Source organism: Xanthomonas sp. NCPPB 3582 (assembly GCF_041475735.2).
In the GTDB taxonomy this organism is placed as follows: Bacteria; Pseudomonadota; Gammaproteobacteria; order Xanthomonadales; family Xanthomonadaceae; genus Xanthomonas; species Xanthomonas codiaei.
In genome coordinates this window covers 37,882-61,959 of record NZ_CM192968.1, presented here as the reverse complement: position 1 = coordinate 61,959, position 24,078 = coordinate 37,882, and the positions used below count along the sequence as shown (strand labels likewise).

18 protein-coding genes and 2 pseudogenes are annotated in these 24,078 nt (G+C 68.9%); 9 read left to right on the top strand and 11 right to left on the bottom strand.

The window, feature by feature from the left end:
* Positions 1-43: 43 nt before the first annotated feature.
* The 3 genes from ACCQ05_RS00265 to folE form a co-directional block, all read right to left on the bottom strand.
* Complete coding sequence (locus tag ACCQ05_RS00265; RefSeq protein WP_372392540.1) at positions 44-760, bottom strand: DUF4194 domain-containing protein; 717 nt, start codon at positions 758-760, stop codon at positions 44-46.
* Positions 747-2,216, bottom strand: coding sequence for a DUF3375 domain-containing protein (locus tag ACCQ05_RS00260; RefSeq protein WP_228961964.1), 1,470 nt, complete (start codon positions 2,214-2,216; stop codon positions 747-749). Before ACCQ05_RS00260 ends, ACCQ05_RS00265 begins: the two co-directional genes overlap by 14 nt.
* Positions 2,217-2,486: 270 nt before the next feature.
* Positions 2,487-3,089 (bottom strand): GTP cyclohydrolase I FolE, encoded by a 603-nt coding sequence (gene folE / locus ACCQ05_RS00255; protein ID WP_104543982.1) that lies wholly within the window; start codon positions 3,087-3,089, stop codon positions 2,487-2,489.
* A gap of 130 nt (positions 3,090-3,219) precedes the next feature.
* Here folE and ACCQ05_RS00250 point away from each other — a divergent pair, with 130 nt between their 5' ends.
* The 5 genes from ACCQ05_RS00250 (at position 3,220) to ACCQ05_RS00230 (ending at position 8,503) form a co-directional block, all read left to right on the top strand.
* Positions 3,220-3,675, top strand: coding sequence for a MarR family winged helix-turn-helix transcriptional regulator (locus ACCQ05_RS00250; protein ID WP_228961963.1), 456 nt, complete (start codon positions 3,220-3,222; stop codon positions 3,673-3,675).
* Positions 3,676-3,772: 97 nt separating this feature from the next.
* Positions 3,773-3,982 (top strand): DUF1656 domain-containing protein, encoded by a 210-nt coding sequence (locus ACCQ05_RS00245; protein ID WP_372392538.1) that lies wholly within the window; start codon positions 3,773-3,775, stop codon positions 3,980-3,982.
* Positions 3,979-4,902, top strand: a complete 924-nt coding sequence (locus tag ACCQ05_RS00240; RefSeq protein WP_372392537.1) for an efflux RND transporter periplasmic adaptor subunit — start codon at positions 3,979-3,981, stop codon at positions 4,900-4,902. The genes ACCQ05_RS00245 and ACCQ05_RS00240 overlap by 4 nt, the downstream gene beginning before the upstream one ends.
* On the top strand, positions 4,899-6,344 hold the full coding sequence (locus tag ACCQ05_RS00235) for an efflux transporter outer membrane subunit (RefSeq protein ID WP_372392536.1): 1,446 nt from the start codon (positions 4,899-4,901) through the stop codon (positions 6,342-6,344). Before ACCQ05_RS00240 ends, ACCQ05_RS00235 begins: the two co-directional genes overlap by 4 nt.
* Positions 6,341-8,503 (top strand): FUSC family protein, encoded by a 2,163-nt coding sequence (locus ACCQ05_RS00230; protein WP_372392534.1) that lies wholly within the window; start codon positions 6,341-6,343, stop codon positions 8,501-8,503. Before ACCQ05_RS00235 ends, ACCQ05_RS00230 begins: the two co-directional genes overlap by 4 nt.
* Before the next feature lie 125 nt (positions 8,504-8,628).
* Here ACCQ05_RS00230 and ACCQ05_RS00225 read toward each other — a convergent pair whose 3' ends face one another.
* Both ACCQ05_RS00225 and ACCQ05_RS00220 read right to left on the bottom strand, forming a co-directional pair.
* A complete protein-coding gene (locus ACCQ05_RS00225) occupies positions 8,629-9,747 on the bottom strand; it encodes a saccharopine dehydrogenase family protein (protein WP_372393853.1) in 1,119 nt (372 codons plus the stop codon).
* A gap of 77 nt (positions 9,748-9,824) precedes the next feature.
* On the bottom strand, positions 9,825-10,391 hold the full coding sequence (locus tag ACCQ05_RS00220; protein ID WP_372392533.1) for a hypothetical protein: 567 nt from the start codon (positions 10,389-10,391) through the stop codon (positions 9,825-9,827).
* Positions 10,392-10,476: 85 nt separating this feature from the next.
* On the opposite strand from ACCQ05_RS00220, the gene ACCQ05_RS00215 reads away from it, so the two are divergent.
* Positions 10,477-10,707, top strand: a complete 231-nt coding sequence (locus ACCQ05_RS00215) for a hypothetical protein (protein ID WP_506191533.1) — start codon at positions 10,477-10,479, stop codon at positions 10,705-10,707.
* 580 nt (positions 10,708-11,287) lie between these two features.
* Here ACCQ05_RS00215 and ACCQ05_RS00210 read toward each other — a convergent pair.
* The 5 genes and pseudogenes from ACCQ05_RS00210 to ACCQ05_RS00190 form a co-directional block, all read right to left on the bottom strand.
* Positions 11,288-11,698 (bottom strand): annotated as a pseudogene (locus ACCQ05_RS00210) (M56 family metallopeptidase); the annotation flags it as partial.
* 101 nt (positions 11,699-11,799) lie between these two features.
* A pseudogene (locus ACCQ05_RS00205) lies at positions 11,800-12,973 on the bottom strand (M56 family metallopeptidase); the annotation flags it as partial.
* Between the two features lie 3 nt (positions 12,974-12,976).
* Positions 12,977-13,363 carry a BlaI/MecI/CopY family transcriptional regulator gene (locus ACCQ05_RS00200; protein ID WP_104543998.1) on the bottom strand — a complete coding sequence of 129 codons (387 nt, stop codon included), beginning with the start codon at positions 13,361-13,363 and terminating at the stop codon, positions 12,977-12,979.
* Positions 13,364-13,524: 161 nt separating this feature from the next.
* A complete protein-coding gene (locus tag ACCQ05_RS00195; protein ID WP_228961956.1) occupies positions 13,525-15,921 on the bottom strand; it encodes a penicillin acylase family protein in 2,397 nt (798 codons plus the stop codon).
* Between the two features lie 427 nt (positions 15,922-16,348).
* Positions 16,349-16,684 (bottom strand): hypothetical protein, encoded by a 336-nt coding sequence (locus tag ACCQ05_RS00190; RefSeq protein ID WP_228961955.1) that lies wholly within the window; start codon positions 16,682-16,684, stop codon positions 16,349-16,351.
* 397 nt (positions 16,685-17,081) lie between these two features.
* Here ACCQ05_RS00190 and ACCQ05_RS00185 point away from each other — a divergent pair, with 397 nt between their 5' ends.
* Positions 17,082-17,426, top strand: a complete 345-nt coding sequence (locus ACCQ05_RS00185) for a hypothetical protein (protein ID WP_104543031.1) — start codon at positions 17,082-17,084, stop codon at positions 17,424-17,426.
* Positions 17,427-17,527: 101 nt separating this feature from the next.
* On the opposite strand, the gene ACCQ05_RS00180 is transcribed toward ACCQ05_RS00185, so the two are convergent.
* Positions 17,528-18,799: a DNA topoisomerase IB gene (locus ACCQ05_RS00180; protein ID WP_372392532.1), complete on the bottom strand. Its 1,272-nt coding sequence runs from the start codon at positions 18,797-18,799 to the stop codon at positions 17,528-17,530.
* Between the two features lie 55 nt (positions 18,800-18,854).
* Here ACCQ05_RS00180 and ACCQ05_RS00175 point away from each other — a divergent pair, with 55 nt between their 5' ends.
* Positions 18,855-19,235 (top strand): I78 family peptidase inhibitor, encoded by a 381-nt coding sequence (locus ACCQ05_RS00175; RefSeq protein WP_104543027.1) that lies wholly within the window; start codon positions 18,855-18,857, stop codon positions 19,233-19,235.
* Positions 19,236-19,437: 202 nt separating this feature from the next.
* A complete protein-coding gene (gene gltB / locus ACCQ05_RS00170; RefSeq protein WP_372392531.1) occupies positions 19,438-23,910 on the top strand; it encodes a glutamate synthase large subunit in 4,473 nt (1,490 codons plus the stop codon).
* Positions 23,911-24,078: the final 168 nt, after the last annotated feature.

Genomic DNA, 24,078 nt, shown 5'->3' with positions numbered 1-24,078 from the left:
AAGAAGGCACAGCCCACGGCTGCAACGATGCGGTGCTGAGGCGCTAGCCGTGCGTGGGCATGGTGTCCTGCCCGGCATCGGCAGGGGCCTCGCGCAACTGGCGATAGACCTGCCCCAGCGCGGCGACGTCCTCGGCCGAGAACAGCAGCTTCAGTGCCGGCGAGACTTCGTAGCGGGTCTCTTCGCCGCGCAGGCGGGTGAGCACGTGGTTGTCCTTCATCTTCTGCACCGCCGTTGCCACCCTGCGCAGGAAACCGGCGCGGTCGGTGGACAGGTTCTTTTCGTACACCGCCAGCGCATCGCTCAAGGTGGCATCTTCCACCACCGCCCGCACGCCGCGCGCATCGGCATCGGCCAGTTGCTGGCGCAGATGCAACAGCAGCACCGAGTCGATGAAGGTCAGCGGCGAGGAGCGCAGCAGTACCGGGGTGTCCAGCTCGCCGGTGTCGGCCTGGCGGGTGAAGGCGATGCCGGCTTCGCGATCGAGCACCAGTTCCAGGAACACCTCGGACAGGGCACTGCGAATGGATGTCTCGCTGCGCAGTAGGGCCGACCACAGCCGGCCGTGCCGCTGCGCATCCACGCTGGGGCCACTGAGCAATTGGCACAGCGCGCGCCGCGCTTCGACTGGCAGTTGCCCGGTGTCGCCCGGAAACAGGCCGTTGGATGGTGTCGGCGCAGGATCGGCCTGTACAGCGGCAGCGTCATCGTCCGGATCCGGCATGCGGTCGGCGTCGGGGTCGTGCTCAGGCCAGTTCATGGCGTTTCTCCTGGGTGAACCAGATCAGCGGAATGCGCGCGCGACGCCACTGGCCATCGCCACCGCGCCATTGCGCCAGTTCGAATTGATCGGCGCTGACCACCCCGTGCCGCGTGCCCAGCGACAGATAGCCGATGACGCTGCCCAGCCCCTGGGTGGCCTGGCGCTGGACCAGCGCCTGGGCGATGGAGACCTGCGGCTGGCTGGCCAGCAGTTCGAACAGGTCACGGCGCAGGCTGCGGAAATCGATCTCCGATTGCGCCACCAGATCGCCCACGCTGTCCAGCGAGATGGCTGCCGCCTCGTTGCGCTGGATGCTGCCATCGACCTGCTGCTGGCGCGGGTCGTGCAGGCGCCATTGCGACAACGACCGCAGCCGGCTGGTGGTGAGCATCAGGCTGCGGCCGATCAGCCGTTGGGCCGGAAGGTGGTCGCGCAGGGTCAGCGCATCGGCCTGCACCTGCTTGAGCAGGCGGTTGAGCCGGCGCTGTTCCAGGTAGCCGCGGCTCTGCACAAAACCGCGCAGGCTGCGCGCGAAATGCTGCATCACATCGTGCACCTGGCCGCCGCGTTCGAGCATGGTACCGGTGAGTCCGCGCAGGAAGCTGCGTTCGCGCCGGTCCAGCTTGCGTGCGAACGATCGCCCCAGCACCGTCTCCAGCGCCGCATCCAGTTGTGCACTCTGTTCTGCGTCGTTGAGCAATGCCCAGAACGCCTGGAAGCTGCGCCCGGCGTCGCTGTCGCCGATGACGTCCACGCCTTCGAACAGCCGGGTCAGCACGTCTCCGCGCTCGCCTTCGTCATCGATGATGCGTTCGCGAAACTGGCGATTGAGCTGTTCGAAGTCGTCGCGTACACGGCGGAAATCCTCGGTCAATTCGTCGGCCAGCGCGATCACCTGCCGGGTGCGCTCGAGCGCGCGCTTGCCATCCAGCGAGGCGACCTTGCCGGCGCTCACCCGTGCGATCTCCGCATCGATGCGGTCACGCTCGTCGCGCAGCGCCGACAGCCGCGCATCCGGGTTGGTTTCGGTCAATGCGGCCAGCTGGGCCAGTTGCTGCATGACCAGCGCCAGCCGGCTTTCGGTGGCCGCGCCGCGGCTGTGCTCCAGGCCGTCGACGAACCGGATCGCCTGCGCGGCCAGGGTGGACAGCTCGAATTGCTCCTGCTGTGCGCCCTCCGGCAGGTGGCGTTCCAGCCAGCCCTGGGCCAGCCAGTGCGCGACATAGGCCTGGGCGGTACGCGGCAGGTCGCGCGCCAGCTGTTCGGCGTTGAGTTCGTCGAGCATGCGCTGCAGGCGTTCGTGCAGCACCGCCGCCGGCAGCAGGCGCTCGCCGTCCAGCAGCAGCGACTGCAGCAGGCCGATCACCTCCGGCGCATGATCGGCGGCCAGCAGTTTCCACAGCGGACTCTCGCGCAAGGTGCGATAGCGGGCGATCCGGGCGAGGTGTTTCATGCAGGTCTCTGGTAACCGAGGTCCAGCGCCACGTGACGGACCCCATCGAGGAAGGCATGACGGCCTGGCGAGTGATTATTCGCCGCGCGCAGGCGTTTGACCACCGGCGGCGACGGGCTGCGCTTGCACGATTCGGGGTGCGCCGGCCAGTTTTGCCAACGGCGATCTCCCGGTGTCGGTTGCGCCGATGCCGGTGCGGCGCCATCGCATGCGCCCGCTGCCGCCAGCGTGCAGTGGATCAATCGACCATCCACCAGCGCCACGCCTGTCTCAACGCTTGCCACCGACTTCGATGAACTGCAGGAATTCGGCGCGGGTGCGCGCGTCTTCGCGGAAGCTGCCCAGCATCTTGGAAGTCACCATGCTGACGCCGCGCTTGTGGATGCCGCGGGTGGTCATGCATTCGTGCGCACCCTCCACCACCACGCCCACACCGCGCGGCTGCAGCACGTCCTGGATGCACTGGGCGATCTGGGCGGTCATCTTTTCCTGTACCTGGAAGCGGCGCGCGTAGCTTTCCACCACCCGGGCCAGCTTGCTGATGCCCACCACCTTGCCGCGCGGCAGGTAGCCCACGTGCACCTTGCCGATGATCGGCGCCATGTGGTGTTCGCAATGGCTTTCGTAGGAGATGTCGCGCAACACGATCAGTTCGTCGTAGCCGGCCACTTCCTCGAAGGTGCGTTCCAGGTATTCGCGCGGCTCCTCGCGGTAGCCGCTGAACCAGTCGCCGTAGGCTTCGGCCACCCGGCGCGGGGTATCCAGCAGGCCTTCGCGGGCCGGGTCTTCGCCGGCCCAGCGCAGCAGGGTGCGCACGGCGTCTTCGGCCTGGGCCTGGGTGACGGGGGAATCGGGCTGGTCGGACTGGCTCATGCAGGTGCACCCAACGGGGGGCGAGCATGGTACCCGAGGACGGGGGCGGCGGCCCCAGCGGCGATGACTGCGGCCGTGCCCGGTTCAGTGCTGATCGATTCATGCTCCAATTGTTAGGCTCCTAACTATTATGACGAACAGTCTTCGCGAGTCCCGTTCCCGGCTCAGTTCCGGTCTGTTGGTCGCCGCGCGGCAGTGGCAGCGGCTGGCCGACCAGGCACTGGAAGAATTCGGCCTCTCCGGCGCCTGCACCACGCCGCTGCTGATGATCGGCCGCTGCGGTGGCGGCATCCGCCAGGTCGCGCTGGCGCAACGCCTGGGCATGGAAAGCCCATCGCTGGTGCGGCTGCTGGATCGGCTGGCGATCATGGGCCTGGTCAGGCGCGAGGCCGACAGCAGCGATCGCCGCGCCAACCAGCTGTGGCTCACCGATGCCGGCCAGGCGCTGGTGGGGCGCATCGAGGCCCGGCTGGATGCGCTGCGTGCGCAGGTGTTCGGCGCGCTCAGCGAAGAACAGATCCAGGTGGTGCTGGGCCTGTGGGAGCAGCTCGCGCAAGCGCACGCGCAGTTGAACCGCACCGGCTAGACCTCAGCGTGAGGCGCCGCCGTGCCCGGCGGCGTGCGGAACCGGGCGGACGCTGCGCAGGCCGACGCCATCGTTTTCTTTCCCAGGACAATGACCGATGTACGGCGAATTCGATCTCCACGGTGTGTTCGTTCCCACCTTGCTGGCCCTTATGACGCTGGCCTACCTGCTCAACAGCGCCATCGGCGCGCTGTTGGCGCGCGGAGGTGCGTATCGCCACATCTGGCACCCGGCGCTGTTCAACTTGGCGCTGTACGTCGTGTTGCTGGGTGGCCTGTTCTCTCTCATGCACTGGATGCAATCGTGAACAAGTGGATCAAGACCGCCGCGCCGGCCGTGCTGACCCTGGCGATGGTGGCGGTGGCAGGATGGGTGCTGCAGCATCTTTGGCGCTATTACATGCAGGCACCGTGTACGCGCGATGCGCACGTGACCGCCGATGTGGTGCAGGTGTCGCCGGATGTGTCGGGTCTGGTGGAATCGGTGGCGGTGGCCGACAACCAGCCGGTCGCGCGCGGGCAGCTGTTGTTCGTGGTGGACCGCGCGCGCTATGCGATCGCGCTGCAGCAGGCCCGCGCGGCGCTGGCCGAACGGCAGGCCACGCTGACCCAGCTGCGCCGCGAGAGCGCACGCGATCGCCACCTGCAGGATCTGGTGGCCGTCGAAGACGCCGAGATGCGCCGCTCCGATGTGCGCAAGGCCGAAGCTGCGGTGGCCGCCGCGCAGTCGGCGCTCGCGCTGGCCCAGCTCAACCTCGATCGCACACAGGTGCGCAGCCCCGCCGATGGCCATGTCAGCGATCGCACCGTGCGCGTGGGCGACTACGTCAGCGCCGGGCGCCCGGTACTGGCGGTGCTGGAGACCGGCGCGTTTCGCGTGGATGGCTATTTCGAAGAGACCCGCCTGCGTGGGGTGCATCCGGGCCAGCGCGTGGAGGTGCGCCTGATGGGCGAGCCGGCGGCGTTGCACGGGCACGTGCAGAGCATCGCCGCCGGCATCGAGGACCGCTACCGCAGCGGCGATGCCGGTGCGCTGCCCAATGTCACTCCAGCCTTCGACTGGGTGCGGCTGGCACAACGCATTCCGGTGCGCATTGCCCTGGACGCGGTGCCGGCCCAGGTCCGTCTGATCGCCGGGCGCACGGCGACGGTGTCGATCCTGCCCGATGCCGCGCACGGCGCACCGGTGGCGGCACCGGGGCATGCGCCGGCCGGGGCGACCCCGTGAACCGCCTGCGCCGCTTGGTCCTGAGCACCGTCGTCGCCGGCCTGGCGGCGTGCAGCACGGTCGGTCCGGACTACGCCGTGCCCGACCAGGCCGTCGCCAGGCGCCCGGCCGCCAATGCCACCTTCGTGGACACCGGCAACGACCGGGTGCAGCCGGGCGCGCCGCTGCCGGCACGCTGGTGGGCGCTATACCAGGATCCGGTGCTGGATGGCCTGATCGAACAGGCGCTGCGCGACAACAGCGACCTGAGGGTGGCCGGCGCCAACCTGCGCCGCGCAGCGGCGGTGTACGAACAGGCGCTGGACGCTGGCGGTGTCGAGTACACGGTCGACGCCAGGGCAAGCCGCGCGCAGCTTTCCGCCCAGGCGTTCCTGCAACGGGAACAGCTGCCCGTGCTCAACCTCGCAGATGGCAAGTTCGGTGTGTCGTACCAGCTCGACCTGTTCGGCAAGCTGCAACGCGGCGCCGAAGCCGCGCATGCGGACACCGAGGCAGCACAGGCGGCGATCGACCTGGCGCGCGTCAACGTGGCTGCGCAGGTCGCCGCCAGCTATGTGGAGATCTGCAACGCCAACCATGAGCTGGGGGTGGCCGGGCATGCGCTGCAGGTGCAGCAGCGCAGCCGCGAGGTAGCCCAACGCCTGATCGCCGCCGGCCGCGGAACCCCGCCCGATCTGGCGCGCGCCACTGCGCAGGTGGCCGCGCTGGAAGCGGCGTTGCCACCATTACGCGCGCGCCGCCAGGCAGCCGGCTACCAATTGGCAGCGCTGCTCGGAAAGACGCCCGGCGAGGTACCGCCCGGCGTGGACGGCTGCGCGCACGCGCCCAGCCCGCAGCAGCCGATTCCCATCGGCGACGGCCGCGCCTTGCTGGCGCGTCGCCCGGATGTGCGCCAGGCCGAGCGCCATCTGGCCGCGGCCACCGCGCGCATCGGCGTGGCCACCGCCGAGCTGTATCCGGATATCCGCCTGGGTGGCTCGATCGGCGCCACCGGCCAGTTGGCCGACATCGGCGAAGCCGCCACGCGCGCTTGGTCGTTCGGGCCGCTGCTCGCGTGGACGCTGCCCTCCAGCGGCGCGCATGCGCGCGTGCGCGCCACCGAAGCCGGTGCCGATGCCGCACTGGCGCAGTTCGATGGCGTCGTGCTGCAGGCCTTACGCGAGGTGCAGACCGCGCTGTCGCATTACGCGCGGGATCTGGAGCGCCTGCACCTGCTGCAACAGGCGCAACAGCAGGCCGCGCTGGCGGCGGCGCAGAATCGCCAGCTGTATCAGGGCGGACGGGCGCCGTATCTGTCCAGCCTGGATGCCGAGCGCAGCCTCGCCACGGCCGAGACGAGCCTGGCGCAGGTCCAGGCACAGGTCGCGCAGGATCAGGTCCAGCTGTTCCTGGCCCTGGGCGGCGGCTGGGAGGGCGCGGCCACCGCCACCGCTGCGCCATGATCGCCTTGTCGCGCGACCGCCAGGCCTGGCTGTTCTCGCTCAAGACCTTCGCGGCGGCCATCGCCGCACTGCTTGTCGCGCTGGCCGGCAATCTGTCGCGGCCGTATTGGGCCGTGGCCACGGTCTATATCGTCTCGCAACCGCTGCTCGGCCCCACCCGCGCCAAAGGCGTGTATCGCGTACTCGGCACCTTGCTGGCCGGCGCGGCGACCCTGTTGATGCTGCCCAACCTGGTGCAGACACCGCTGTTGTTGAGCGCGGCCATGGCGCTGTGGCTGTCGGCATGCCTGTTCCTGGCCCTGCGCGACCGCGGCCCGCGCGGCTATGCGTTCCTGCTGGCCGGCTACACCGTCGCCTTCATCGGCTTTCCGGCGGTGACCGCGCCGGAGGGTATCTTCGACACGGTCGTGGCGCGCAGCGAAGAGATCGTGCTGGGCACGGCGATGGCGGTGGTGTTCGCATCGGTGGTGTTTCCCGCCTCGGTGCGCCCGATGCTGGATGCGCGCGTGGGCGGCTGGATGCTCGATGCTGCGCACTGGTGCCGCCAGGTGCTGCAGCGCGACCCGGCGCAGGCGCCACGCGACCGGCTGGCGGCCAGCCTGATGCAGTTCGATGCACTGATCGCCTTCGTGCGCCACGACGACCCGCGCCATGCCGATACCACTCCGCTGCTGGAACAGCTGCATGCGCGCCTGCTGATGCTGTTGCCGGTGCTGTCCTCGATCGCGGACCGGCTGGACGCGCTGCAAGCGACCATGGGGGCCGCCACGCCTGCGCTGGCGCAATTGCTACGCGATGTGGGCGCGTGGGTGGAACAACCCGGACCGGCCGATGCTGCCGCGCTGGCCGATCTGCGCGCGCGCATGGCCGCCTTGCGCCCGGTGATGGACGATCGCCTGCAGCATCTGCTTCTCACCAGCCTGCTGTTGCGCCTGGAGCAGCTGCTCGATCTCTGGCAGGACTGCCGTGCGCTGGAGCAGGCGGTAGTGAACGGCCGCGCGCCACCGACGCTGCATGCAATCGCTGACATCGGCGCCGCCTCGCCGGAACCGGCACAGATCGCCACGCAGGCGCGCCGGCCGCTGATCGGGTGGGCACGGCGACGCGGCGGAGTGCGTGCGGAGGCCGCCACGCCTGCACGGCATGTCGACCTGGGCATGATCGCGTTCGCAGCGGCAAGCGCCGGGGTCGCGTTGATGGCCTACTGCATGCTGTGGATCGGCATCGGCTGGGAAGGCGGCGGCAGTGGCGCGATGATGGCCGCGGTCACCGCTGCGTTCTTCGCCTCGCACGACGATCCCGCCCCCGGCATGCTGTCGTTCCTGCTGTGGTCGGTGGTGGCCAGCGCGATCGCCGGCATCTACCTGTTCGGCATCTTCCCTGCGGTCCACGACTTCCCGGTGCTGGTCCTGCTGCTGGCAGTGGTCCTGCTGCCCTTGGGCGCATTGCTGCACCGACCGGCCACCACGATGATCGCGCTGCCGCTGGTGGTGAACATCCCCATCCTGCTAAACCTGCAGAACACCTACAGCGCCGACTTCCAGAGCTTCGTCAACGCAGCGGTGGGAACGGTGCTCGGAGTGGTCTTCGCGGTGGTGCTGACGCGTCTGTTCCGCTCGGTCGGCGCCGAATGGAGTGCCCGCCGCCTGGTACGGCAAACGTGGCGCACGCTGGCCGATGCCGCAGACGGACGCGGTACGCAAAACCGCCACCAGTTCGCCGCGCACATGCTCGACCTGCTCGGCCTGCTCGCGCCGCGACTGGCCCTGGCACCGCAGGGCAGCACACTGGCGGCGCTGGACATGCTCGGCGAAGTGCGAGTGGGCTTGAACATCCTGCAGCTGCGCGGCGCCCGCCACGGCCTGCCGCACGCGAGCGTGGAAGCGATCGATGCGATCCTGGCCGATGTGGCAGCGTATTACCGGCAAAAGGCGCTGCACAGACGCCCGCTCCCTGGCCCGGCGATCTTGCGCGAACGGCTGGACGGTGCACTGGCACGCATGGACACGCTGCCGCCCGGGCCGCGACACGATGCGGCGCTGCTGGGCTTGATCGGCCTGCGTCACAACCTGTTCGCGGACCCCGCAGGCGCCAACGCGCCGCCGCCGCGCATGCGATCGGCCCTGGCGCGGCGGCCGTCGGATCCGGCACCTGGCTGAAACGCCGCAGGCATGCACGCCGAGATGACGGCACGTGCCCGCGCAGGCAGCCTCCCCGGCATGGCATCATGGCGGCATGGCGTCGAAATCGTCTGCGCGCCGTCCCCACCTCGCGCGCTGGGCGGTCATGTGGGCGTTCGCGTCACCGCCGTGGTCATCTGCCAGGCCGAGAAGGCGCGTTCGAAGTCGTCCAGCGTCAATAACCCCATGCAGGCATGTGCGCCCACCGGCAGCGGCTGCCCGGCGGCGAGTTTGCGGATCAGCAAGATGGCGGCGAAGCACGGGATCTCCGGGCCATGCAACATCGGCGCGGTGAGGTCCCAGTCCAGCTGCAGCGGCTGCCCCTGCTGTCCGATGCCGCGCAAGCACACCCGCATGCCGCCCAGGTCGGTACCGAAGCGGTCGAACCAGCGCCCGGCGCGCGCAAGCACCGTGGCCAGGCGCGCCATCGGCAGCGGCACGCCGCGCTGGCGCAGCCAGGCGATGGCCGCCAGACAACGCTGCAGGAACGGCACTTCCAGCGCGGCGCGGAATTGCACCGTCCGCACCCCGGGATAGCGTTGCGGCAGCAGGTCGTGATCGGGCACATCGCAGGGCGACGCTAGCCGCGCTGCCAACTGTGCGAACTGCACGCGCTGCGGCGCCGCCCAGCCCACCACGGCCTGCCAACGGCCCTCGCTCCACCACGTAAACGGCGTGCCGCAATACGACAGCACCGCGCGCACGGTGGCCAACCCCAGCGGCGTGCCTTGCGCCGGTGCGATCACCATGCGGATCTCGTGCAAGGCAGAAAAGCGCGGCAGCAGCGCGTCGATCACCGCGCTGGACAGTGCCGGCAAGGTGCTGGCACCGCTGATGGCGACCCGCTGCGCCTGGCGCGCAGGTGCATCCAGCGCCGCGGCAAAATCGCGGACGAAGGCACGGCCATCGGCCAGATCGATGTAATGCATGCCGGCCTGCAGGCAGCTGCGGGCCACCGCATAAGCCTGCCCCTGGAATGGCCCGGCCGTGTGCACCAGCGCATCGGCGCCGGTGGCCGCCAGTTGGGTGCTGAAATCGGCGGCATCGATATCCAGCCGGCATGTGGAAATGCATCCGGGTGCGGCATCGGGCCATTGCACGGCAGCCTCGCCGGGGTGCCGGCCAGCCGCAATCACATGTATCTGCGGCGTGGCCGCCAGCGCCCGCACGATGCGCGCACCGAAGTGCCCGAAGCCTCCCAACACCACCACCCGATACGTCATCGCCTGCTCGCCGTCTGCCTGCCGCACAGTATCGGCGAGCACGGCGACATTGACGCCATGCGGCGCTGAGCCGGGGCTCAGTGCAACTGGCCGGCGACCTGCGTGGCCAGCCCGCTGTTCAGCGCATCGCGCAGCACCTGCAGCGCCTGGCGCGTGGCGCGCGCCTGCGCGGCGGCTTGCTTGCGGGCCAGCGTGGCCTGCCGGTTGGCCAATGCGCGTTGCTGGCCGGCCAGTGCCTGCAGCGCCGCCGGCGTCACGCCCGACGAAGCATCCGCGGACACGGGCGCAGGCGGTGTGCCGGTGGATGCCTGCAGCACGCGCGGCCGGGCCTGCGCAGACAGCTGCGCGGCCAGCGCGGCCTGCCGCTCGCTCAGGGCCTGCTGGCGCGCGGCCACTGCGGTTTGCGCCTGGCCAAGCTGACGCAGTGGCGCATGCGCCACCGCCATGCGATGCAGCAGCGTGGGGTCGCGTACCACGTAGTCCACCCCATCGGCGCGGAACCACAGCAGTTGCTCGCCCTTGCGCACATGGCGACGCGCGGTCTGCAGGTCGCGCAGCGACCCGTGCATGGCCTGGCGGTCGCCCTGCACCAGGACATAGGCATCGCCCTCGGTTGCAGGTGCGGCAGTGTCGGGCGTAGCCACCTTACCGCAGTGCCGGCCCGCCCCGGCCAAGGCCACGGAGCGTGTGCGCGTCAGTGCGGCCGGAGCCATCGGCGGCAGGGGTGCGATGGGTCTGACCGGCGCGATGGGTGCGACCGGTGCAACAGGCAGATCAGGTGCGCGGGGCGCCGCAAGCGCTGCCGGTGCGATCGGTGCGATCGGTGAGGCAACTGCCGCCGGCTGCGCCGGGGCCACCGGCGACACGGCGATAACCATCGGTGCCAACTGCGCCGACGCGCAGGCACTGACGATCGACGATGGGGCGGCGACAGCAGCAAGCGCCAGCAACAGCGCCTGACGCAGGCACGACGAAAGACACCTGGTCTGGATCATGGGAGATCTCCACAAAGGGTATAGGGCAAGGGAGACCGCCTGTGCAGGACACGCAGGCGGAGGGCACAACGATGGCGCGGCCACGGCGTTGCCGATGCGGCAGGCGTCGTCACGCAGGAATGCCGGGCTGTGGCGGGCCCGTGGTGGTGCAGGTGCTGCCTGTCCCTGACGCGATCGGCGCCTTGCACCGGCAGCTGCGTGGGTCAGGACGTGTCTACTGCGATCGCGTCTCTACCGGCCGTGCACGGCCGGAAGTGGAGTGCGGCCGCATCCCGCACAGTGCCGCTGTGCGTGCGCCAGAGACCGCTGCTGGCCTGACGTGTGGTCGGCAGGGCACCCGCGGCGATTGGCTCTGGATGTTCGGTCGTTGCATCTCTTCGGTACCTGGGGCGATCTGCACAACGGTGCGACCGGCCGTCAACCGGTGCCGAGGGTGCGCTCAGGCGAGGCCGCGCCCAGAACCGGAGCGTGCACGGGGCGCCTACCGATTCCAACCACCGACCGCTCCCGCCCGACGCCGCGCGCGGTCGCGTCGTTGATGGCTTCTAGTCGTGCTGCGCCTGTTCGGCCTCTGCTTGCGCTCGTTCGGCTTGCGCCTGCGCAAGCTCCGCCTGCCGTTGCGCTTGCTCCGCTTCCTGTTGCCCGCGCGCGGCCTCGAGCCGGGCCTGACGTGCGGCCTGCTTGCCCATCTCGGCCTGCTCGGCTGCATGGCGTACCGCTGCGGCATAGGCGTATTGCGCATGGCGCTGCTGCTGCGCCGCCTCGTGGATCCGTTGCTCGGCTTCGCGTGCCTGTTGTTGCGCGTCCTGCCTGGCCTGTGCAAGTTCGGGCCCGAGTGCAGCCAGTTGTTCGCGGGCTGCCTGCAACGCGTCCTGCGCCTGTTGCATGTGTTCCTGCTGCAGTTCGACATCACGGTTGTCGTTGGCCAATGCTTCCTGCAGCGCGGCGCGCGCCTGCGGCATGGCCGAGGCCAGTGCCTCGTGGGTGACCCGCTCCACATAGGCATCCCAGTCCGCGGACGACACGTCCGCAGCGTCATCTCGAAGCGACGCCCTGTCCAGCACCTTGGCGATGACGCCCTGCGTGGCCGGTGCTGCTGCGGCCGCAGGCATGGCCGGCTGCGCCGGTGCCGGCAACGCGCGCATCGGTTCGCCCGCGGCCGCACCCTGCTCCGGGTGCGCCGCGATCGCCGGCGCGCTCACCACCATCGGCTGCACGCTGGGCGAGGCCACCGGTGCCGGCATGGCCACCAGGCGCAACGGCAGCACGCCACAGACCGCCACCAATGCCAGGATCATCGCAGCGCCCAGGCGCGGAAACGTGCGGGTGTCCTGCAGCATCGACAGGCGGCGCTTGAGGCTGAGGAACGAGGGTGAAGCGCTTGCCACGCCACCGTGCGGACGCGGCGCCACGCCCAGTTGCAGCAGCAGCCGCCCGTAGTGGTGACGGCAATGGCGGTGCCCGGCGACCACGGCGGCGTCGCAGGCCGCCTCGCGGGCGATGGCGTACTCGCGCGCGGCCAGGTGCACCAGCGGATGGAAGAAGAACAGGTGCTGGGCCAGCGCCGGCAGCAATCCCCACCACAGGTCGCCGCGGCGCAGATGGATCAGCTCGTGGGTCAGCGCCATGTCCAGATCGTCGTCGGCCATCTGCGGCAGGCGCGCGGCGGGCAACAGCAGCACCGGCCGCCACGGGCCGATCAACTGCGGCGAATCGATCTGCGCAGATAGCCGTAATGCAGGCGGGCGCGACAAGCCGTGCGCTTCGGCCGCCATCTGCAGGGCCTGGACCAGCGCGCGGTCGGTGCAGGGCGTGGCCGCGCGTACCAATGCGCGGCTGCGCAGATAGGCGCGCACCGTGCCGGCGGCCAGCACCAGTACCCCCGCCGCCCACAGCGCCAACACCGCCGCCATCCACGACTGCCCGGACGCCGCCCCGCTGGCGGCGACAGCGGCCTGTACAGCGGCACCGGTGGCCGCCATCGGCGCCAGGCTGGCAGCCGCATCCAGCGCCGCGGGGGCGTGCGCCGGCAGCACTGGCAGCTGCACCGGATCGCGCCACAGCAGGCCAATCACCGCCTGCACCCCCACCAGCCACCACAGCCAGGTCTGGGTGGCGGCCGGCAGACGCCGCAGGCCGCGGCACAGCCCCCACACCACCAACACCAGCACGGCGGTCTGTACGCTGGTGGCTCCGAGTTTCCACAGCATCGATTCGATCAGCGGCGACATGGCTCAATCCTCCTTGCGCTGCGATTGCAGCTTGGCGACCAACGCTTCCAGTTCGGCCAGCTCGGTATCGCTGACCTCGGCACGCTGCGACATCCACGCCACGAAGGGCGACACCGAGCCCTGCAGCGTCTTCTCCACGAACTGCCCGACCGCCGAGCGCACCACATCCTCCTGCCCGGCGGTGGCGCTGTAGCGGTACACGCCCTGGACCTGCCTGCGTCGCAGGAATCCCTTGGTGCGCAGCCGCTCCATCATGGTCAGCACGGTCGAGCGCGCCAGCCCGCGCGGCTCGCCGAACGCGGCCGCGACTTCGCCCACGCTGGCGTGCCGCTGTTCTTCGACGTATTGCAGCAGGGCCAGTTCCTGGTCCCCGATGGTCTTGCCGCGCATGGCATCCTCCTGACTACAGTTGTCGCTACCGTAGGCCTGACGACAGCTGTAGTCAATAGGTCGGATGGCAGGGGTAGGCGGCTCCGTGGGTGACGGATGACCGAAGGCTCAGACCTTCATTGGCAGACTCACGTTTGCCCACCTTCCACACAGCGCTACAGCTAATGCGCCGCAGCCGGCAGCAGATCGAACGTCTGCTCGGTAGCCGCGTCGACCGCAGCGCGCGTGTACAGCAGCGGGAAGTAGCGACCCTGCAGCCACATCGGCGCCAGGTCGCGGTAATGCGGGCTGGCCGGGTCGCCGGACTGGCCCGGATGATTCATGGCACGCGAATTGTCCCAGTTGCCCAGGTCGATGATCAGCCGTGCCGAGGGGCCGATGGTCTGGTGGAAATCCTTTGGGTCGTAGCTGGACTGATTGGGCGTATACGGGCTGCCGCCCTTGGCGAACGGGCCGACATCGAGCAGGGCGCGATCGCCACCGGCCACAGCGCTCATTGCATGCGAGATCGTGTTGGTGTGCAGTTTGCCCCATTGCCATTGCGTGGCGTCTGGTCCTTGCAGCGAGACCAGTGCCCGATACGCGCTGCGCAGCGATTCCAGCAGCAGCTGGTCGCGGCGTGCGGCCGGCATGGGGCCGAACGCGGCGCCGGGTTGTTCCAGCGCATCCAGCATGGCCGCGGCATCGGGCGCACCGAAGCTGGCCGCTTCTGACGGGCGCAATCGTAGCGCTTTGTATGCCTCGCCGAGATAACGACTGAACCAGACCTCTTCCAGCGCTGCAGCGGCAGACGCGGCACTGACTTCGCCGTTCCAGGGGTGCAGCAGCGCAAGCGCGGCGTTGGTTTCAGGATCCTGCGAACGCAGCGGCTTCAGCAGCGCAACCAGACGTTGCGCAGGCAGCGAGACCTGATCGTTCTGCAGTCTTTCCGAATCCTCCAGCGTTACCTTGGGCAGCTGCGACAAGACCTGCGTGATGCGCGCATGGCGCGCGCCGTTGGCCCACTCGAAGCCGAGCTTGCGCTGCGCGTAGGGATAGTCTTTCGGTAGATTCATTTCGTTGGAGGTGGTGATGAAGCCGGCCGCGGGGTTGGTCGACCACGGCAGTGCAGCGCTATTCCAGAATCCGTTCCATTCGTAGCGGCCATCGCCCGGCACCGGCAACAGGCCATCGCCCCGGTCGCGGCGTGGGACCATGCCTGCGGTGGCCCAGCCGACGGTGCCGTGCACATCCGCGTACACCTGGTTGACCGAGGGCGCGCCCCAGTGCGCAAGCGCCTGTCGGAACTGCGAGAACGAGGCGCTGCGCAGATAGCGCAGCGAACCCAGATACGGCGCAGTGCCGGGTTGGCTCCACACCGAGCGGATCGCATAGACCAGATGCTTGTCGCGATCGACGTACACCACCGGCCCGTGGCGGGTGAACTGCAGCGTCGCCTCCACCGGCGCCGCATCCCGCACGGCGATGAGTTCGCGCTCGGTGCGCAGCGGCTCCCACCTGCCCTGGTACCAATACGCCGCATTGTCGTCAGGATTGAGCCGATAGACGTACAGGTCCTCCTGGTCGATGTTGAAGATGGTCAGGCCGAAGGCGCTGGTGCGGTTATGCCCGATCGCGATGCCCGGCGCGGTGGGTTCTCCGGCGCCGATGATGTCCAGGCCGGGGCTGCTGAGATGCACGAAGTAGCGCAGGCTGGGCACGGTATAGGCCCGATGCGGGTCGTTGGCCAGCAGCGCATGGCCGGTGGCCGATTTCCACGGTGCGATCACCCAGTTGTTGCTGCCCTCGGCGCTGGCCTCGGCGTCGAGGGCAGCGCGCGCCGGCTCGCTCGCCGCCAGCCGCGTCTCGGCGGTGAGCCTGGGAGGCTGCGTGGCCAGTTCGTAGACCTTCAACACCTGCTCCGGCAGGCAGGGGTCCAGCCCTTGCGGAAGCACGGGAGTCCAGGCCGGCTGCAACATCACCCGCATCGCATCGGTTTTCAACGACGCTTTGCACGCCACCTTCGCGCGCGCCACCTCGCTCTTGACGTTGCGGCTCAGCCCCGTGGTGCGGATGCGTAACACGTCTTCCGGCACCCAGCGTTCCGGGCGGTAGGCGAGCGTGCGGAATTCGTAGGGCAGCGCCCGCGGATTGCTGTCCAGCCACGCGATGTAGGCGTTGATACCGGCGACGAAGCGGCCGACATCGCGGCGCGCGTCCGGCCCGTAGCTGGCCCACTCGGCGGCCATGTCACCGCGGTAGAGGAACAGCCGCGATGCACGGTCCTGGTCGACATAGCCCGGGCCGAACGCGGCGGACAGGTGACCAAGGCCCTTGCGACGCAGCAAGTCCAGCTGGAACAGGCGGTCGCGGGCGACGTTGAACCCCTGCACGAAGAAGACATCGTCGTCGGTCCTGGCGTAGATATGCGCCACACCCCAGCGGTCCACGCGAATCTGCGCCGGTTGCTGCAGGCCCGCTACCGTCAGCGTGGTGCGGGTCGGTTCGGCGGCGGCGCTGGCGAACGCGAGCGAGCCGATGAGAACACTGCAGATTAGCCGGAACGAAGGAGCGAACATGCGGGATGATCCTGGTGGATGACTGCGGCGATGCGCTGGATGCAGCTGCCGCGTTGGAAGGTGAGCGATTGCGGAGGACTGCGACGCAGACGCTCGGTACCACGATCTGCCACGTTCGCCATGCATACGCATGGATGCGCACCGGCGCGCCATGCTCGCGCATGCGCCTCAGCGGTGCGGTGCGAGCGCGTGTATGCCGTACATGGCGTACATGGCGTACATGCCACGACGATGCCCCAGGCAGACCACACGACAGGGTATGGGCCAAGCAAACCGATCATGGCAGATGGCCGCTGCACACCCCCGTGTTCCGCGCCCACGTCGCACCACTGCGGTGAGGTGCCCGAGCTGGGCGTCTGCTGACGTCGTGGTGGATGCGTCAGCCGGCGTGTTTCGCGGCCCGCCGATCGCATCAGTGGCAGTCGCATCAGTGGCAGTCGGTGTGCAGCCACGCCTGCAGCGCGCGCATGAGTTGGCGCCAGCTTGGCAGGTTGCTTTCATCGGCCGCATCGTTTTTCCCGGCCGTGGCCGCTGCAGTCGTGGCGGTGGCCGCGCTTGCGCCCACATCGCACCGGCGTGCGTGCGGCTGGGGATGCAAGCCGACCAATGCCGACATCTCGCGCTGTTTCCAGGGCGCGAACATGAGCACCATGCAACCCACCAAGGCCAGTGCCAGACAGGCGATCAGCCCCGGCCCGGACGCAGGCTCGCCGCTGCGCGCGTGGGCAGTGCGCCTGACTCCGATCGGCCGCTCGGCGGGCACTGCCGGTAAACGTTGGAATCTGTCGTGCTGCTGGGGTGTGGTCATCTGGCATCGCTCCAGGCAGGCCACCGAGTGTGCGCAGCGGCCAGACTCTGCAAACGGCCAGGAACGAACTTGCCCCTGCGAATGCGTAGCGGTGCCGGCGTGTGCCGCAGTTGCTTCGCAACAGGCGCCAGCAGCGACGGTTACCCGATCGCAACCGCACGCCGACGCCTGCGCCATCCCGATGACGGCGCGGTGCCGGCGCGCACGGTCACAGCGGCTGCAGCGCAGGATCAGCGCGCGTTCCCCCCGCCGCTTATGCAGATTGCGCCGCCCTCGCCGAAGACGCCTTCATGTCACCGCGACGGTGGCCCATTCACGCTGGCAGCCACGTCCCCCGCCTGGAGTTGCCCCCATGATCCGTGCTCTTGCCCCGCTGGCCGCCGTTCTGCTGCTTTCGGCCTGCGCCTCCAACCAGGTGGCACAGGTGCAGCCGATCGATGGGGTGATCTCCGGCCAATGCCATATCGACAGCGTGCGCGGCATCGTGGGTCTGGCTGCAGCCAGGCAGACCGTGGAGCGCGCGCGCGTGGACAGCGACAGCCTGCAGGTAAGCGTGCGCTCGGGCGAGCGCGCCACCGGCGGCACCACCGCCAGCGGTCTGGCCGATCCGGCGCAAGGCGCCAGTGCCAGCGGCGGCGACCACCTCACCATCGAGACCGGGCCGAACAACAACATCACCGCGGTCTATTGCGGCTGAGGATTCGGGATTCGGGATTCGGGATTCGGGATTCGGGATTCGGGATTCGGGATTCGGGATTCGAAAAGCATCGCGGCTTTTCGGTTCCCGATCCAGCCCATTCATTTGCGTTTCGAAGTGCTCTTTGCTGGTGTCTTCAGCTTGGCGCGCGAGGCGGTGAGGAACTTCAGCGTGGCTGCTTCCCACTGCCGCTCGCCGCGCACGCCGGTCGCCATGGCCTGCAACTCGCCGGCGCGCCAGCCTTCGAACACGCAGGGGTCGATGTAGGCCTTGCGGCAGACCGAGGGCGTATTGCCCAGGGCATCGGCCACTTCGCGGATGACATCGTTCTGCACCTGCTTGAGCGCACGTTCGCTGCTGCGCTCGGGCAATGGCAGCCGGGCCAGGCGTTGCAAGGCGGCCAACGTGCCGCCCCAGGTACGGAAATCCTTGGCGGTGAAGTCTTCGCCCATCGCCTCGCGCAGGTAGTCGTTGACCTGCCCCGAATCCACCGGCTGCAACTGGCCATCGTCGTCGCGGTACTGGAACAACGACTGCCCCGGCAATTGCTGGCATTGCCGAATCAGCTTGACCAGCTGCTTATCGTCCACCTCGATGTCGTGCTCCTGCCCGCTCTTGCCGCGGAACTTGAGCCGTGCGCGCCCGCCCTTGAGAAATTCCATGTGCCGGTTGCACAGCGTGGTGAGTCCATACGAGCGATTGCTGCGCGCATATTCGGCGTTGCCCACGCGCACCAGCGTATCGGCCAGCAGTGCCACCACGATGGCCAGCACCTTTTCGCGCGGGAAGCCCGGCAAACCGAGATCGCGACGCAGCCGGCGGCGCAGTTTCGGCAATACGGTGCCGAAGGCGATCACGCGCTCGAACTTGCCTTCGCCGCGCACCTGCGCCCAGTCGGCGTGATAGCGGTATTGCTTGCGCCGCCGTGCATCGCGGCCGGTGGCCTGCAGGTGGCCATTGGGCTTGGCGCAGATCCACACTTCGGTGTAGGCCGGTGGAATGGCCAGCGCGCGGATGCGCTGCAAGGTATCGGCATCGGCAATGCGCTGCCCGTCCGCACTGCGGTAGCTGAAGCTCTTGCCGGCCCTGCGCCGGCTGATGCCGGGTTGCTGGTCGTTGACATAGGTCAGCCCGGCCGCGCGCGCGGTGGCCTTGGCCTGTGCGACTGCGGCAGCGGTGGCAGCCGCCGCCGTGGCTACAGCCGCACCGGTAGCGACGGTGGCGAGCTTGCCGGCGGTAGTGGCCGCGACGGCGGCATTGCGAAGGACGCGTTTGGCTTTCATTGCATGCACATCGAAGGTGGTCGGCCGATTGTTGGGGCGCGCCGGACTAGGCCACGTCAACGCAATGACAACGGCGTGTGCGCAAGCCATGCCGGTTCTGCAAATTGTGCTTATGCTTGGGCATCCCCCTTTGCTGGAGTCATCGATGCGCGCCGTCCTGCCTATTGCCCGCCTGACTTGCACCCTGGTCGTGCTGGCTGCATTGAGCGCCTGCAACAAGCCGCAACCCGACGAGCAGGAAGCCGTCGCCGCCAAGGCCCAGCACGCGGCCGAACAGGCCTCGGCGCCTGCCCCCGACGCGGCCCCCGAAGCGCCGCCGATCGGCAGCTGCGATGCCACCCAGGTGCAGTCGCTGGTGGGCCAGCCGGTGACCGATGCGGCGAGCGAGCAGGCGCGCAGCGATGCCGGCGCCAAGTCGGTGCGCGTCCTGAAACCCGGCCAGATGGTGACCATGGAATTCAACGGCGAGCGGCTGAATCTGGAAGTGGATGCCAAGAACGTCGTCACCTCGGTGCGCTGCGGCTGAGCGGCGTGTGGCGCCGCTCGCCGGAGCGGCGCCAGGCCAGCTGCCGCAAGGGATTTGCACGGTTCTCGTTGCAGCTGTAACGGTGTATTGCGGCACCGCATCAACTGTGGTCTAGTCGATCATCCGGTGACCTCTTCGAACGCTCCACGGATCGAGCGGTGCAACGTCGTCGCCGCTCTCCCAAGATCGCAAAGAGGCAGACATGGCCCCCCGCACTCGCCAAGGGCTTAACGACCACGGTCTCTACAACGGCGTGCGCGACGAACGCGACGCCTGTGGGTTCGGCATGGTCGCCCAGTTGGACGACCAGCCTTCCCGTTCGCTGGTGGATACCGCGATTGCGGCGCTGTCGCGCATGACCCACCGTGGCGGCGTGGCCGCCGACGGGCTCACCGGCGATGGCTGCGGCCTGCTGATCCGCAAACCCGACGCGTTTCTGCGCGGGCTGGCGCGCGATGCCGGCATTGCCCTGGGCACGCGCTATGCGGCCGGCGTGGTGTTCCTGCCGCTGGACGAGAACGATGCGGCGCGGTGCCGCGCCGAACTGGAAAGCCAGTTGCTCAGCGCCGGCGTTCAGCTGCGCGGCTGGCGCGTGGTGCCCACCGACGACAGCGTGTGCGGCCAGCTGGCGCGAGATACGTTGCCGCGCATCGAGCAGGTATTCGTCGATGCCGGTGCCGAGCAGAGCGAAGACGCGTTTACCCTGGCACTGTTCCTGGCGCGCCGCCGCGCCGAACAGCAGCTGCAGGGCGTGCAGGACTTCTATGTCACCACGCTTTCGCCCAACGGCATCAGCTACAAGGGCATGGTGCTGCCGGACAAGCTGAGCACGTTCTACCCGGACCTGCAGCGCAGCGACCTGTCGTCCAGCGCGATTGTGTTTCACCAGCGCTTTTCCACCAATACGCTGCCGCGCTGGCCGCTGGCGCACCCGTTCCGCCTGCTCGCCCATAACGGCGAGATCAACACCATCGAAGGCAACCGCCGCTGGGCGCAGGCGCGCAGCAAGGTCTGGCAGACCCCGCGCTTCGATATCGCGCAGTTCGATCCGGTGATCTCCATGCACGGCTCGGACTCGCAGAGCCTGGACAACATGCTGGAGCTGCTGATCGCCGGTGGCATGGACCTGCTGCAGGCGTTGCGCATCCTGGTGCCGCCGGCCACCCAGTCGCTGGAGTTCAAGGACGCCGACCTGGCCGCGTTCTACGAGTTCTACGGCCTGAACACCGAGCCGTGGGACGGCCCGGCCGGCATCGTGGCCTGCGACAGCCGCTATGCGGCCTGCATGCTCGACCGCAATGGCCTGCGCCCGGCGCGCTGGATGCTGACCTCCGACCGCCATTTCCTGGTGGCCTCCGAAGCCGGCGTGTGGGAACTGCCGGCCGAGCGCATCACCCGCAAGGGCAAGCTGGGCCCGGGCGAGATGATGGCCATCGATCTCAAGCGCGGCGACCTGCTCGATTCGGATGCCATCGACCGCATCAACCGTGCGCGTGCCCCATACAAGCAATGGCTGCAGCAGGGCGTGACCTATCTGCAGACCGAGCTGATCGACCCCTCGCTGGTGGAAGAACCCTTCAGCGAGCAGACCCTGCGCAGCTACCACAAGCTGTTCCAGCTCAGCACCGAGGAAGTGGAGCAGATCCTGCGCCCGCTGGCCGAGACCGAGCAGGAAGCCACCGGCTCGATGGGCGACGACACCCCGATGGCGGTGCTCAGCCGCCAGACCCGGCCGCTGTACGACTACTTCCGCCAAGCCTTCGCGCAGGTCACCAACCCGCCGATCGACCCGCTGCGCGAAGGCATCGCGATGTCGCTCACCACCCAGCTCGGCAAGGAGACCAACATCTTCCACGCCGGTGCGGAGACGGTGAACCACGTCATCCTCAACTCGCCGGTGCTCAGCCAGCGCAAGCTGCGCCAGCTGCTCAAGATGGAGCAGTACGTCGAGCGCAACCGCCTGATCGACCTGTCCTACAGCCTGGAGGAAGGCCTGAAGGCCGGCCTGGAGCGCATCTGCCAGGAAGTGGAAGCGGCCGCGCGCGACGGTGCGGTGATGCTGCTGCTGTCCGACCGCTACCCGGTGCCGGACCGGCCGATGGCGCACGCGCTGCTGGCCACCGGCGCGGTGCACCACCATCTGTGCAAGGTGGGCCTGCGCTGCGACGTCAACCTGATCATCGAAACCGGCACTGCGCGCGATGCGCACCACATGGCCTGCCTGCTCGGCTTCGGCGCCACCGCGGTGTATCCGTACCTGGCCTACCAGACCCTGTTCGACCTGGGCCGGCGCGGCATCCTGCAGCTGAGCAAGGGCGGCGAGCAGTCGCAGATCGGCCGCCGCTACCGCAAGGGCATCTACAAGGGCCTGTCCAAGATCATCTCCAAGATGGGCATCTGCACCATCGCCAGCTATCGCGGCGCGCAGTTGTTCGAGATCGTCGGGCTGGACCCGGATGTGGTGGACCTGTGCTTTGCCGACACGCCCGCGCGCATCGGCGGGGTGGGCCTGTCGCGGCTGGATACCGAAGCGCGCGAATTGACGGCGCGCGCCTGGAACGACCAGCTCAAGCCGGAAGTGGGTGGCCTGCTCAAGTACGTGCACGGCGGCGAGTACCACATGTACAACCCGGACGTGGTCATGACGCTGCAGCGCGCCACCCGCACCGGCGATGCCGGCGACTGGCAGAAGTACGTCGATGCGGTGCATGCGCGCCCGGCCTCCACGCTGCGCGATCTGGTACAGCTCAAGCGTGCCGCCACCCCGACCCCGCTGGACGAGGTGGCGCCGGCATCGGATGTGCTGCGCCGCTTCGACAGCGCCGCGATCAGCCTGGGCGCCTTGTCGCCCGAGGCGCACGAAGCGCTGGCCATCGCAATGAACCGCCTGGGCGGGCGCAGCAACTCCGGCGAAGGCGGCGAAGACCCGGCCCGCTACGGCACCGAGAAGCGCTCCAAGATCAAGCAGGTGGCCTCCGGCCGCTTCGGCGTGACCCCGGAATACCTGGTCAACGCCGAGGTGTTGCAGATCAAGGTCGCCCAGGGCGCCAAGCCCGGCGAAGGCGGCCAGCTGCCCGGCCACAAGGTCAACGAGCTGATCGCCCGGCTGCGCTACGCCAAGCCCGGCATCGGCCTGATTTCGCCGCCGCCGCATCACGACATCTATTCGATCGAAGACCTGGCCCAACTGATCTACGACCTCAAGCAGGTCAACCCGAGCGCGCTGGTATCGGTGAAGCTGGTGGCGCATGCCGGCGTCGGCACGATCGCCGCTGGCGTGGTCAAGGCCGGCGCCGACCTGATCACCGTGTCCGGCCATGACGGCGGCACCGGTGCCAGCCCGGTCAGCTCGATCCGCTATGCCGGCGTGCCGTGGGAACTGGGCGTGGCCGAATCGCACCAGGCGCTGGTGGCCAACGACCTGCGTGAACGCACCATCCTGCAGACCGACGGCGGCCTGAAGACCGGCCTGGACGTGGTCAAGGCCGCATTGCTGGGCGCCGACAGCTTCGGCTTCGGCACCGCGCCGATGATCGTGCTGGGCTGCAAGTACCTGCGCATCTGCCACCTCAACAACTGCGCCACCGGCGTGGCCACCCAGGACGAGCGCCTGCGCGCCGGCTACTTCACCGGCCTGCCCGAGCGCGTGGAGCACTTCTTCCGCCTGCTGGCCGAGGAAGTGCGGCAGTGGTTGTCGTACCTGGGCGTGCGTTCGCTGGACGAGATCGTCGGCCGCACCGACCTGCTGGAGCAGCTGGAAGTCTCGCCGCGCCCGGGCGTCAAGGTCGACCTCTCGCGCCTGCTCACCCATGCGCAGTACGACGGCAGCCATTGCGCCGCCCAGCGCCTGTACGAATCGCCGGACAGCCTGGCCACCCAGATGGACGGCCTGCTGGCCGACGCGATCGCCCGCAAGACCGGCGGCGACCATCGTTTCCTGATCCACAACACCGACCGCTCGATCGGTGCGCGCCTGTCCGGTGCCATCGCGCGCGCGCACGGCAACCACGGCATGAGCGATGCGCCGTTGAACCTGCGCTTCCGCGGCACCGCCGGACAGAGCTTCGGCGCGTTCAATGCCGGCGGCCTGCAGCTGGAACTGGAAGGCGAAGCCAACGACTACGTCGGAAAGGGCATGGCCGGCGGCCGGCTGGTGGTGCGCCCGCCGCGCGGAGCGCGCTTCGAGGCGCGCAACACGCCGATCGTGGGCAACACCTGCCTGTACGGCGCCACCGGCGGCGAGCTGTTCGCGGCCGGCCGCGCGGGCGAGCGCTTTGCGGTGCGCAACTCCGGCGCACTGGCGGTGGTGGAAGGCGCCGGCGATCACTGCTGCGAGTACATGACCGACGGCGTGGTGCTGGTGCTGGGCAAGGTGGGCCTGAACTTCGGCGCCGGCTTCACCGGCGGGCTGGCCTACGTGCTGGATATCGAGCGCGACTTCGTGGACCGCTACAACCACGAGCTGATCGACATCCACCGCGTCTCGGCCGAAGGCTTCGAGAACCATCGCCAGCATCTGCACACCCTGATCAGCCGCCACCGCGAACTGACAGGCAGCATCTGGGCACAGCAGATCCTGGACGAATTCCGCGACTACATCGGCAAGTTCTGGCTGGTCAAACCCAAGGCCGCCAGCATCGAGTCGCTGACGGAGTCGCTGCGACGCGCCGCCTGAGTTGTGCCCCCTCTCCCGCCCGCGGGAGAGGGGTCGGGGGTGAGGGCCGGTGGCCTGCCATCACCCTCATCCGCCCCGTCGGGGCACCTTCTCCCACAAGCGGGAGAAGGACAGCGCAGTCGCAATGCTGGCAGCACATCGTCAGAGTCATCGCAGTGCTCCCCTCTC

What these genes read in the sequence shown, in the direction of transcription:
- ACCQ05_RS00265 (WP_372392540.1), bottom strand. Translation starts at nt 760, where the DNA reads ATGAACTGGCCTGAGCACGACCCCGACGCCGACCGCATGCCGGATCCG.
- ACCQ05_RS00260 (WP_228961964.1), bottom strand. Translation starts at nt 2,216, where the DNA reads ATGAAACACCTCGCCCGGATCGCCCGCTATCGCACCTTGCGCGAGAGT.
- folE (WP_104543982.1), bottom strand. Translation starts at nt 3,089, where the DNA reads ATGAGCCAGTCCGACCAGCCCGATTCCCCCGTCACCCAGGCCCAGGCC.
- ACCQ05_RS00250 (WP_228961963.1), top strand. Translation starts at nt 3,220, where the DNA reads ATGACGAACAGTCTTCGCGAGTCCCGTTCCCGGCTCAGTTCCGGTCTG.
- ACCQ05_RS00245 (WP_372392538.1), top strand. Translation starts at nt 3,773, where the DNA reads ATGTACGGCGAATTCGATCTCCACGGTGTGTTCGTTCCCACCTTGCTG.
- ACCQ05_RS00230 (WP_372392534.1), top strand. Translation starts at nt 6,341, where the DNA reads ATGATCGCCTTGTCGCGCGACCGCCAGGCCTGGCTGTTCTCGCTCAAG.
- ACCQ05_RS00225 (WP_372393853.1), bottom strand. Translation starts at nt 9,747, where the DNA reads ATGACGTATCGGGTGGTGGTGTTGGGAGGCTTCGGGCACTTCGGTGCG.
- ACCQ05_RS00215 (WP_506191533.1), top strand. Translation starts at nt 10,477, where the DNA reads ATGGGTCTGACCGGCGCGATGGGTGCGACCGGTGCAACAGGCAGATCA.
- ACCQ05_RS00200 (WP_104543998.1), bottom strand. Translation starts at nt 13,363, where the DNA reads ATGCGCGGCAAGACCATCGGGGACCAGGAACTGGCCCTGCTGCAATAC.
- ACCQ05_RS00195 (WP_228961956.1), bottom strand. Translation starts at nt 15,921, where the DNA reads ATGTTCGCTCCTTCGTTCCGGCTAATCTGCAGTGTTCTCATCGGCTCG.
- ACCQ05_RS00185 (WP_104543031.1), top strand. Translation starts at nt 17,082, where the DNA reads ATGATCCGTGCTCTTGCCCCGCTGGCCGCCGTTCTGCTGCTTTCGGCC.
- ACCQ05_RS00180 (WP_372392532.1), bottom strand. Translation starts at nt 18,799, where the DNA reads ATGGCTTGCGCACACGCCGTTGTCATTGCGTTGACGTGGCCTAGTCCG.
- ACCQ05_RS00175 (WP_104543027.1), top strand. Translation starts at nt 18,855, where the DNA reads ATGCGCGCCGTCCTGCCTATTGCCCGCCTGACTTGCACCCTGGTCGTG.
- gltB (WP_372392531.1), top strand. Translation starts at nt 19,438, where the DNA reads ATGGCCCCCCGCACTCGCCAAGGGCTTAACGACCACGGTCTCTACAAC.